Source organism: Cupriavidus sp. CuC1 (assembly GCF_044627735.1).
Taxonomy (GTDB): domain Bacteria; phylum Pseudomonadota; class Gammaproteobacteria; order Burkholderiales; family Burkholderiaceae; genus Cupriavidus; species Cupriavidus ulmosensis.
Window position 1 is genome coordinate 22,164 of the sequence record NZ_JBIUHC010000113.1, and the last position, 10,451, is coordinate 32,614.

Genomic DNA, 10,451 nt, shown 5'->3' on the forward strand with positions numbered 1-10,451 from the left:
AGCATCAGACCTTGCTCGCGACCCACTCGCCGACACCTGCCAGTGCCTGCGGCAGGTTGGCCGGCTCGGTGCCGCCAGCTTGCGCCATGTCCGGACGGCCACCGCCCTTGCCGCCGACCTGCTGCGCGACAAAGTTGACCAGCTCGCCGGCCTTGACCTTGGAGGTAGCATCGGCGGTCACGCCGGCGATCAGGCTGACCTTGCCGTCAGCCACGGCGCCCAGCACGATGGCCGCGGTACCCAGCTTGTCTTTCAGCTTGTCCATGGTCTCGCGCAGCGTCTTGACGTCGGCGCCATCGAGCTGGGCGGCCAGCACCTTGATGCCCTTGACGTCGATGGCTTGCGCCGCCAGCTCGTCGCCTTGCGAGGCGGCCAGCTTGCTCTTGAGGCGTTCCAGTTCCTTCTCCAGCGCGCGCACCTGCTCCTGCACCTGCCCGATACGCGGCACCAGTTCGGACGGCTGCGCCTTGAGCGCGGCGGCGGCTTCGTTCAGCTTGGCATCCAGCGCTTGCAGGTAGTGCAGCGCGTTGTCGCCGGTGATGGCTTCGACGCGGCGAATGCCCGCTGCCACGCCGCCTTCCATCACGATCTTGAACACGCCGATATCGCCGGTGCGGGTCACGTGGGTGCCGCCGCACAGTTCCTTGGAGCTGCCGATCGACAGCACGCGCACGTCGTCGGCGTACTTCTCGCCGAACAGCGCCATGGCGCCGCTCTTGACGGCGTCGTCGAACGGCATGACTTCAGCGCCGGTGGCAGCGTTCTGCAGGATCTCGGCGTTGACGATTTCCTCGACGCGACGGATCTGCTCGTCGGTCATCGGCGCGTTGTGCGAAAAGTCGAAGCGGGTCTTGTCGGCGTCGACCAGCGAGCCCTTCTGCTGCACGTGGCTGCCCAGCACTTCACGCAGTGCCTTGTGCATCAGGTGGGTGGCCGAGTGGTTGCGCACGGTGCGCGCGCGGCGTTGCGCATCCACCTGCGCGGTGATGCTGTCGCCCACCTTGAGCGCGCCGCCAGCCAGGGTGCCCCGGTGGCCGAACACATCGGCCTGCACCTTGGTGGTATCGACCACGGTGAACACCGCGCTGCCGCTCTTGAGCTCGCCCTGGTCGCCGGCCTGGCCGCCGGACTCGGCGTAGAACGGCGTGTTATCCAGCACGATCACGCCGGTCTGGCCGGGCTGCATGGTATCGACGGACGCGCCGTCCACATACAGCGCGGCGATCTTCGCGCCGTCCACGCCCAGCTTCTCGTAGCCGTGGAAGGTGGTCTTGTCGCCCTTGTACTCCAGGCCGGCCGCCATCTTGAACTTGCCGGCGGCACGAGCCTGCTCGCGCTGGCGATTCATGGCCGCGTCGAAAGCGGCCTCGTCGACGCTGATTTCCTGCTCGCGGCACACGTCCTGCGTCAGGTCGAGCGGGAAGCCGAAGGTGTCGTGCAGCTTGAAGGCGAGTTCGCCGTCGAGCACCTTGCCGCCCTTGAGCTTGATGTCGGCCAGCGCGCCCTCGAGGATGGACATGCCGTTCTCGATGGTCTCGAAGAAGCGTTCCTCCTCGGCCTTGAGCACTTCCACCACGCGCGACTCGGCCTCGGCCAGCTCCGGATAGGCTTCGCCCATCTGCGCCACCAGGCCGGCCACCAGCTTGTGGAAGAACGGCGTCTTCTGGCCCAGCTTGTAGCCGTGGCGGATGGCACGGCGGATGATACGGCGCAGCACGTAGCCGCGGCCTTCATTGCCGGGGATCACACCGTCGACAATCAGGAAGGCGCAGGCGCGAATATGGTCGGCGATGACCTTGAGTGAATTCTGGTTGAGGTTGTCGGTATGGGTCTCGCGCGCAGCACCCTTGATCAGTGCCTGGAACAGGTCGATCTCGTAATTGCTGTGCACGTGCTGCAGCACCGCGGCGATGCGCTCCAGGCCCATGCCGGTGTCGACGCAGGGCTTGGGCAGGCGCGGCATGTTGCCTTGCTCGTCCCGGTTGAACTGCATGAACACCAGGTTCCAGATCTCGATGTAGCGGTCGCCGTCTTCCTCGGGAGAACCCGGGGGGCCGCCCCACACTTCGGGTCCGTGGTCGTAGAAAATCTCCGAGCACGGGCCGCAGGGGCCGGTGTCGGCCATCTGCCAGAAGTTGTCCGAGGCGTAGCGCGCGCCCTTGTTGTCGCCGATGCGCACGATGCGCTCGGGCGGCACGCCGACTTCCTTGGCCCAGATGTCATAAGCCTCGTCGTCTTCCGCGTATACCGTGACCCACAGCTTCTCGGCGGGCAGCTGATAGACCTTGGTCAGCAGCTCCCACGCGTACTGGATCGCCTCGCGCTTGAAATAGTCGCCAAACGAGAAATTGCCGAGCATTTCAAAGAAGGTGTGGTGACGCGCGGTGTAACCCACGTTCTCCAAGTCGTTGTGCTTGCCGCCGGCGCGCACCGAGCGCTGCGAGGACGTTGCGCGGGTGTAGGGGCGCTTGTCGGTGCCCAGGAACACGTCCTTGAACTGCACCATGCCGGAATTGGTAAACAGCAACGTCGGATCGTTCCCCGGCACCAGGCTGGACGAGCGGACCACGGTATGGCCCTTCGATTCGAAGTACTGCAGGAACTTGCTGCGGATGTCGGAGACTTTCATGTTCTGGGCAGGGCGTCCCACGGCGTGGCAGGGCGCTGTCGGTCAAGATGGATTTGCAAACCATTGATTATACGGGGAAGCCTGACGGCGCGGCAGTCCGCCGGGGATTCGTCGCGCGCCGCCTGCAACACCGCGCCCCGCCGCGATCCGGGCCGGCCGCGATGTGCTCCCGGCGGCTTGCCGGTGGTAAAGTGCTGCCTGTCCCCGCCGGACGCCCCCGAGCCTGGTTTCGCGCCAGCCTCCGATTGCCCTGCAAGCCGCCACCCAGACCAGACGGCGGGGCCGCCCGGCTTCCCTCGCCCACCTTGCCGGATCCGCCTGACACCCCATGGGAGCTTTAAGCCACCTCCGCGTCCTCGACCTGACCCGTGTTCTCGCCGGGCCATGGTGCGCCCAGAACCTTGCCGACTTCGGCGCCGACGTGATCAAGATCGAGCGCCCCGGCGCCGGCGACGACACCCGCACCTGGGGCCCGCCCTGGCTGCAGGACGGCGAAGGCCGCGATACCGCGGAAGCCGCCTACTACCTGGCCGCCAACCGCAACAAGCGCTCCGTCACCTGTGATATCAGCACGCCCGAAGGCCAGGAGCTGGTGCGCGCGCTGGCCGCCCAGAGCGATGTGGTGCTGGAAAACTACAAGGTCGGCCAGTTGAAGAAGTACGGGCTGGACTACGACTCGCTCAAGGCAATCAAGCCCGGCCTGATCTATTGCTCAGTGACCGGTTTCGGCCAGACCGGCCCCTACGCGGCGCGCCCGGGCTACGATTTCATCATCCAGGGCATGGGCGGCTTCATGAGCCTGACCGGTGAGCGCGACGACCTGCCCGGCGGCGGCCCGCAGAAGGCCGGCGTGGCCATCTCCGATCTGATGACCGGCCAGTACGCCACCATTGCCGTGCTGGCCGCCCTGGCCCACCGCGAGCGCACTGGCGAAGGCCAGTACATCGACCTGGCGCTGCTCGACGTGCAGGTGGCCATGCTGGCCAATATGAACACCAACTACCTGGCCAGCGGCGTGGCGCCCAAGCGCTGGGGCAATGCCCATCCCAATATCGTCCCCTACCAGACCTTCCAGGCCGCCGACGGCTGGATCATCGTGGCGGTGGGCAACGACGGCCAGTTCCGCAAGTTCGTCGATGCCGGCGGCCGGCCCGAGCTGTCAGGCGACCCGCGCTTTGCCACCAACCCGCAGCGGGTTGCGCATCGAGACGTGCTTGTGCCGATCCTGGCCGAGATGGTCAAGCCACGCACCCGCGCCCAGTGGATCCTGGACCTGGAAGCCGCCGGCGTGCCGTGCGGCCCGATCAATACGCTGGACGACGTGTTCGAGGATGCCCAGGTCAAGGCCCGCGGCCTGCGCGTGGACCTGCCGCACCCCAGCGCCGGCGAGGTCAAGCTGGTGGGCAGCCCGATCAAGATGAGCGCGACGCCGCCCGAGGCCGTGCGCCACCCGCCGCTGCTGGGCGAACACACCGACGCGGTGCTCGGCGGCATGCTGGGCTACACGCCGGAGCAGATCGCCGCGCTGCGCGCCAAGGGCGTGCTGTAAGGCGCTTGCCGCCTGTGCCCGTAGGGGCGGCACGCGGGCGGCAAGCTGAAGTTTGTAGTGGTAGTTGTTTGCCTTAGCCGTTGCCGTAGCGAAAAAAGCAAGAACCCTGACCCCGCGTGCGCCGGCGTACGGCGCAGGCCCAACCACAAGAGGAGTTTGGATGCTGACCGACGCCCTGCTGGCCTTCCTGCACTATGCCTTCATCTTCCTGCTGATCACCTTGATGACCGCCGAAGCGCTCGTGCTGCGCCCGGGCATCACGCCGCCGGTGCTCAAGCGCCTGTCGGTCTACGACCTGCTCTACTTCCTCACTGCCATGGCGGTGCTGGCAACCGGCCTGCTGCGCCTGTTCTATGGCGCCAAGGGCGCCCAGTTCTACCTGCACAACCCGTGGTTCCACGCCAAGATCACCGTGTTCGTGGTGATCGCCTTGTGCTCGCTGCCACCCACCTTCGCCATCCAGCGCTGGCGCCGCCAGGTACGCAGCCTGCCGGACTTCGTGCCAATGCCCGCCGAGCTGAAGGCCGCGCGGCGCTGGGTCATGATCCAGGCCCACCTGCTGATCCTGCTGCCGCTGTGCGCGGTGATGATGGCGCGCGGCATCGGCATGAAATAGGCCGCAGAGCCTTCGCCGCCAGGTGCCCCAAGGGCGCCTGGCGCACCCAGATTCCCAATCCAACCCGACGCATCTTCATGCTCAAGAAAAAACTCGCCGCGGCGTTGCTCGCCGCCGCCCTGCCCGCCATCGGCACCTTTGCCGCCTTTAGCGCCACGCCCGCCGCCGCAGCCGCCTACCCGACCAAGCCGCTCAAGTTCGTCGTGCCCTACCCGGCCGGCGGCCCGCTGGACACCGTGGCGCGCGCCATCGGCGACAAGCTCAAGGACAGCCTGGGCCAGCCCGTGGTGGTGGAAAACCGCCCGGGCGCCGGCGGCAATATTGGCGCCGACTACGTGGCCAAGCAGCCCGCGGACGGCTACACCATCGTGATGGGCGCCGTGGCCACCCACGCCATCAACCCCAGCCTGTTCGCCAAGATGCCGTACGACCCGGTGAAGGACTTCAGCCCGATCACGCTGGTGGCCGACGTGCCCAACGTGCTGGTCATGCATCCCGGCAAGGCCGCCGAGCTGCATATCAACAATGTGCGGGAGCTGGTGGAATACGCGCGCAAGAACCCCGGCAAGCTGGACTACGCCTCGGGCGGCAACGGCAGCGCGGGACATTTGTCGGGCGAGCTGTTCAAGAGCATGGCCAAGGTCAGCATGGTCCACATTCCCTACAACGGCGCCTCGCCCGCGCAGCTGTCGGTGCTGTCCGGCCAGACCGACATGATCTTCGACAACCTGGCCTCCGCCTCGGCCAACATCAAGGCCGGCAAGCTCAAGGCCTTCGCCGTCACCACCGCCACCCGCGCCGCCGCCCTGCCCGAGTTGCCCACCATTGCCGAAGCCGGCAAGGGGCTCGGCCTGGAAGGCTTCGACATCTCCACCTGGTTCGGCGTGTTCGCCCCGGCCAACACCCCGAAAGAGATCGTCGACCGCCTCAACCAGGAGATCGTCGCCATTCTCAAGACCGACGACATGAAGGCCAAGCTCGCCCGCATCGGCGCCCAGCCGGCACCAACCACGCCGGAGCAGTTCGCATCGCTGGTGCAGCGCGAGCTGAAGAAGTACGCGCAGATCGTGAAGGTGTCGGGCGCCAAGGTGGACTAAACCACCAAACCTGCACAAGACCGGTTCAAGCCGTGTGGCCCGCCCCAAGGCGGGGAACACACCAGCGCGATGCGCAGCGAGCCGTGAAGGTTTTCATCTCCCGTTATGGGGCGCCTTCTTTGCCTACTTTCTTGGCGAGAGACAAGAAAGTATGTCGCCTCCCCGCAGGGGAGGTGAAACTGCCTTTGACTTTCAGCAGTTGCAGTTAAGCCCTTGAAGTTGAAGCTGATTTTGCAATTGCAGCCAGCAGATCAAGCACCCCCTTCCCGCGGCAACAACAATCCCACCTGAATAATCCGCGGCCCATCCATCCGCGTCACAGTCAGCTTCAGCCCGGCAATTTCTACCGCATCACCCTCCACCGGCGGTGTTGTAAAAGCCTCCTGCATAACGCCTTCCAGCGTCCGCGACGCCTCGGCAGGACTCAACTCCCGCGTCCCATAAAGCCCCGCCACATCCCGCAACATAGCCTCCCCGGACAGCAGGAAATCATGGCTAGCCTTGCCCCAGGCAGGCGCCGGCCCAGGCCGATGAAACAACAGCGCCAACATCGGCACGCTGGTCCCCGGCGCCAGGATCGACACCACATCCCCAGCCCGCAGCACAGTCTGCTCGGGCGCAGCCAGCGCCTCGTCCCGCACCACAGTCAGCAGCCGGCAGCGCGGCGGCAGTTCAAGCTGGTCGGCGCGCAGGTTTTCCGCAGGCGAATTGGCCTCGACCCGGAACTGCATCACCTCCAGCGCCGGCGCATGGGTGCCCTGCAGCCGCGCACGTGCCAAGGGCTCCGGATAGGCAGGACGCAGCACACGCGCCAGCCGGGCGGCCAGCGGCACGGTGGTGCCTTGCAGCAGCAAGCTGGCCAGCACCACCGCAAAGGCAATGCGGAACAGCAGCCCGGACTCCGGCAGCCCTTGCAGCATCGGGAACAGGGCCAGCACGATCGGCACCGCCCCGCGCAGCCCCATCCAGGCCACAAAGCCCTTCTCCCGGGCACTGAAGCGAAACGGCAGCAACGCCAGCCAGACCGCCGCCGGGCGCGCCACCAGCATCAGGAATGCCGCCACCGCCACTGCCGGCAGCGCCACCTCCCAGATCCGGTGCGGCGCCACCAGCAGGCCAAGCAGCAGGAACATCACGGACTGCGACAGCCAGGCCATGCCGTCCATCGCCCGCATGGTGTCGGGGCCGACCGCGCGGTCGCGGTTGCCCACCAGGATGCCGGTCAGGTAGACGGCCAGGAAGCCGCTGCCGCCCGCCGTCTGCACAATGGCGAATACCATGGCGCCGCCCGAGCACAGCAAGATGGCCTGCAGGCCTTCGGCCACGCGGATGCGCTCCATCACGTTGGCCATGCAGTAGCCCAGGCCCAAGCCGAGCAATCCGCCTACCCCGAACTGCACCACCAGGCGCCACAGGAGCGCGCCGGGGCTCAGCCCCGCGGGCGCGGCGATCCAGTCGATCAGGGTGAGGGTCAGGAAGATGGCCATCGGGTCGTTGATGCCGGATTCGATCTCCAGCACGCTCGCCACCCGCTCCTTGAGCCGGATGCCGCTGGTATTGAGCAGCGAGAATACCGCCGCGGCATCGGTCGAGCCGACGATGGCGCCCAGCAGCAGGCCCAGTTTCCAGTCGATCTCCAGCACCCAGGCGGCAAACAGGCCCACCAGGCCGGTCGTCACCAGCACGCCTACGGTCGCCAGCGACAGCGAGGGTTTCAGCGCCACCCGGAACGTGGTGAGCCGGGTGCGCAGGCCGCCATCGAGCAGGATCACCGCCAGCGCCAGGTTGCCGACCAGGAAGCTCAGCCAGGTATTGGAGAAGCGGATGCCACCGGGGCCATCCACGCCGGCCAGCATGCCGACCGATAGAAAGACAAGCAGGAAGGGCACGCCCACGCGCGCCGAGAAGGCGCCCACCACAATGCCCAGCGACATCACGACAGCGCCGATCAGGATGACATGGTCAATGCTTTCCAAAGCGGCTTTCCCTTTCCTTTTCAATGCCGTGCCGCACCGGCCACAGGTTGCGGACGCGTCGGCAACGGCAGTGCAGCCGTTGATGATAGCGCAGCCCCATGACCACGCTGCCGCGCAGGATGTGAAAGCGGCACCCGGCAACGGTGCAAGCGGCCCCTGGATGTCTCCTAGGGAGATACCCGCACATTGACCATTTTTGCAGACATCTGAAAGGTAGCTGAAAGGTCTTCCCCTTAATTTCCATCCTGCCAGCGGCGGGACGGTTGCGCGCGCGTTTTTGACGCACCGCAACATCCGTAGCCGCACGGATTTCAAGCAGTTTTTTCGAGGAGAATCATTTTGCGCATTCGTAGCCAAAAGGACTTTGCCTCCGGCCTGATGTTCATCCTGGTCGGATTCAGCTTTTCCTGGGTCGCACGCGGGTATTCCATGGGTACTGCCGCGAAGATGGGCCCGGGGTATTTCCCGTTCTGGCTCGGCATCGTGCTCGCCTTGCTGGGCGCGCTGGTGCTGTGGAGTTCCCTGTCCGCCAAGAAGGAAGAAGACCAACTCGCACGCTGGGACATCAAGACCCTGCTGTGGATCCTGGGTTCGGTGGTGCTGTTCGGCCTGATGCTAAAGCCGCTCGGCATGGTGCTGTCGGTGCTGGTGCTGGTGCTGGTGTCGTCGATGGCCAGCCATGAATTCAGCTGGAAGGGTGCCGTTGTCAACGCCATCGTCCTGGTGATCATCAGCCTGGGCGCCTTCGTCTACGGTATCAATCTTCAGATGCCGGTGTGGCCGGCATTCTTGGCAGGATAAGGAGACGGCCATATGGAACTACTAGCCAACCTGGGCCTCGGCTTCTCGACCGCCCTGACCCTGCAAAACCTGGCATACGCCTTCCTGGGCTGCGTGCTGGGCACCCTGATCGGCGTACTGCCGGGCCTGGGGCCTCTGGCCACCATCGCCATGCTGCTGCCGGTGACCTACACGCTGCCGCCGGTGGCCGCGCTGATCATGCTGGCCGGTATTTACTACGGCGCCCAGTACGGTGGCTCCACCACCGCCATCCTGGTCAACCTGCCGGGTGAATCGTCGTCGGTGGTGACTACCATCGATGGCTATCAGATGGCCAGGCGAGGGCGAGCGGGGGTGGCGTTAGCCACCGCCGGCCTAGGCTCGTTCTTCGCCGGCTGTGTGGCAACCCTGATCCTGGCCGCGTTCGCAGCGCCGCTGTCGGAACTGGCGTTCAAGTTCGGCCCCGCCGAGTACTTCTCGCTGATGGTGCTGGGCCTGATCGGCGCCGTGGTGCTGGCTTCGGGTTCGCTGGTCAAGGCCATCGCCATGATCGTGCTGGGCCTGCTGCTGGGCCTGGTGGGTACCGACGTGAACTCGGGCGCCGCGCGCTTCTCGTTCGACGTGCCTGAGCTGACCGACGGCCTGAATTTCGTCTCGGTCGCCATGGGTGTCTTCGGCTTCGCGGAAATCATCGCGAACCTGGAGCAGAAGGATGCCCGCGAAACCTTCACGGACCACATCACCAACCTGTTCCCGACCAAGGAAGACTTCAAGCGCATGATCCCGGCTGTGCTTCGCGGCACGTTCCTGGGCTCCGCGCTGGGCATCCTGCCGGGCGGCGGTGCGGCGCTGGCTTCGTTTGCAGCCTACTCGCTGGAAAAGAAGACTTCGAAGTTCTCGCATGAGTTCGGCAAGGGCGCCATCGAAGGCGTGGCAGGCCCGGAATCGGCCAACAACGCCGCCGCGCAGACCTCCTTCATCCCGCTGCTGACGCTTGGCATTCCGCCCAATGCCGTGATGGCGCTGATGGTGGGCGCGATGACCATCCACAACATCCAGCCGGGCCCGCAGGTCATGACCAGCAACCCCGCGCTGTTCTGGGGCCTGATCGCCTCGATGTGGATCGGCAACTTCATGCTGATCATCCTGAACCTGCCGCTGATCGGGATCTGGGTCAAGCTGCTCAAGGTGCCTTACCGCTACCTGTACCCGGCCATCCTGGTGTTCTGCTGCATCGGCGTGTACTCGGTCCAGAACACCACGTTCGACGTGTTCCAGACCGCTGCCTTCGGCGTGATCGGCTACCTGTTCATCAAGCTCAAGTGCGAGCCGGCGCCGTTGCTGCTGGGCTTCGTGCTGGGACCGATGATGGAAGAGAACTTCCGCCGCTCCCTGCTGCTGTCGCGCGGCGAGTTCAGCGTGTTCCTGACCCGCCCGCTGTCGCTCGGCCTGCTGATCGCAGCCGCCGTGCTGGTCCTGATCGTGGCGCTGCCGTCGATCAAGAACAAGCGCGAAGAAGCTTTCCAGGAAGAATAAGGCAGCCAGTCCCGCGGCCGGAATCCGTGCCGGCCGCGGGCGACGCTGCCAGAGAAGACCCTCAAGGTGCCGCAAGGCACCTTTTTTTTATGCCTTGTCCGCTGCGGCGCGCAAAGGCCGGCGGATCGCCCGCGCGCCTGGCAGGCGCTCTAACAGATTGATCGGAACCTAATCAAACCTAAGCAAGTCTTTGCAGAATGGAAAGATTTGTGAGCATAGGCGAAGCGGCTGGAGCACTGGGTGTGTCAGTGGCGACGTTGCGTCGCTG

At 65.6% G+C, this 10,451-nt stretch carries 7 protein-coding genes; 5 read left to right on the top strand and 2 right to left on the bottom strand.

Annotation, left to right across the window (positions count from 1 at the left end; genetic code table 11):
- Positions 1–4 precede the first annotated feature (4 nt).
- Positions 5–2,629, bottom strand: a complete 2,625-nt coding sequence (gene alaS / locus ACGLHR_RS35830) for an alanine--tRNA ligase (RefSeq protein WP_400099882.1) — start codon at positions 2,627–2,629, stop codon at positions 5–7.
- A 328-nt stretch (positions 2,630–2,957) separates the two neighbouring features.
- Between alaS and ACGLHR_RS35835 the strand changes: the two genes are divergently transcribed.
- From ACGLHR_RS35835 to ACGLHR_RS35845, 3 genes are all read left to right on the top strand, one after another.
- Positions 2,958–4,178 carry a CaiB/BaiF CoA transferase family protein gene (locus ACGLHR_RS35835; protein WP_400099884.1) on the top strand — a complete coding sequence of 407 codons (1,221 nt, stop codon included), beginning with the start codon at positions 2,958–2,960 and terminating at the stop codon, positions 4,176–4,178.
- 160 nt (positions 4,179–4,338) lie between these two features.
- Positions 4,339–4,794, top strand: a complete 456-nt coding sequence (locus ACGLHR_RS35840; protein WP_400099885.1) for a DUF2214 family protein — start codon at positions 4,339–4,341, stop codon at positions 4,792–4,794.
- 77 nt (positions 4,795–4,871) lie between these two features.
- On the top strand, positions 4,872–5,891 hold the full coding sequence (locus tag ACGLHR_RS35845) for a tripartite tricarboxylate transporter substrate binding protein (protein ID WP_400099887.1): 1,020 nt from the start codon (positions 4,872–4,874) through the stop codon (positions 5,889–5,891).
- Between the two features lie 251 nt (positions 5,892–6,142).
- Here ACGLHR_RS35845 and ACGLHR_RS35850 read toward each other — a convergent pair whose 3' ends face one another.
- On the bottom strand, positions 6,143–7,867 hold the full coding sequence (locus ACGLHR_RS35850; protein ID WP_400099889.1) for a potassium/proton antiporter: 1,725 nt from the start codon (positions 7,865–7,867) through the stop codon (positions 6,143–6,145).
- A gap of 339 nt (positions 7,868–8,206) precedes the next feature.
- Here ACGLHR_RS35850 and ACGLHR_RS35855 point away from each other — a divergent pair, with 339 nt between their 5' ends.
- On the top strand, positions 8,207–8,668 hold the full coding sequence (locus ACGLHR_RS35855) for a tripartite tricarboxylate transporter TctB family protein (RefSeq protein WP_043348382.1): 462 nt from the start codon (positions 8,207–8,209) through the stop codon (positions 8,666–8,668).
- Positions 8,669–8,680: 12 nt separating this feature from the next.
- The gene (locus ACGLHR_RS35860) at positions 8,681–10,183 is read left to right on the top strand and encodes a tripartite tricarboxylate transporter permease (protein ID WP_174422528.1); all 1,503 of its coding nucleotides are present in this window, start codon (positions 8,681–8,683) and stop codon (positions 10,181–10,183) included.
- The last annotated feature ends 268 nt before the right edge of the window (positions 10,184–10,451 follow it).

Excerpts from the sequence above, each read along its gene's own strand:
- ACGLHR_RS35835 (WP_400099884.1), top strand. The coding sequence starts at position 2,958 with ATGGGAGCTTTAAGCCACCTCCGCGTCCTCGACCTGACCCGTGTTCTC.
- ACGLHR_RS35845 (WP_400099887.1), top strand. The coding sequence starts at position 4,872 with ATGCTCAAGAAAAAACTCGCCGCGGCGTTGCTCGCCGCCGCCCTGCCC.
- alaS (WP_400099882.1), bottom strand. The coding sequence starts at position 2,629 with ATGAAAGTCTCCGACATCCGCAGCAAGTTCCTGCAGTACTTCGAATCG.
- ACGLHR_RS35860 (WP_174422528.1), top strand. The coding sequence starts at position 8,681 with ATGGAACTACTAGCCAACCTGGGCCTCGGCTTCTCGACCGCCCTGACC.
- ACGLHR_RS35840 (WP_400099885.1), top strand. The coding sequence starts at position 4,339 with ATGCTGACCGACGCCCTGCTGGCCTTCCTGCACTATGCCTTCATCTTC.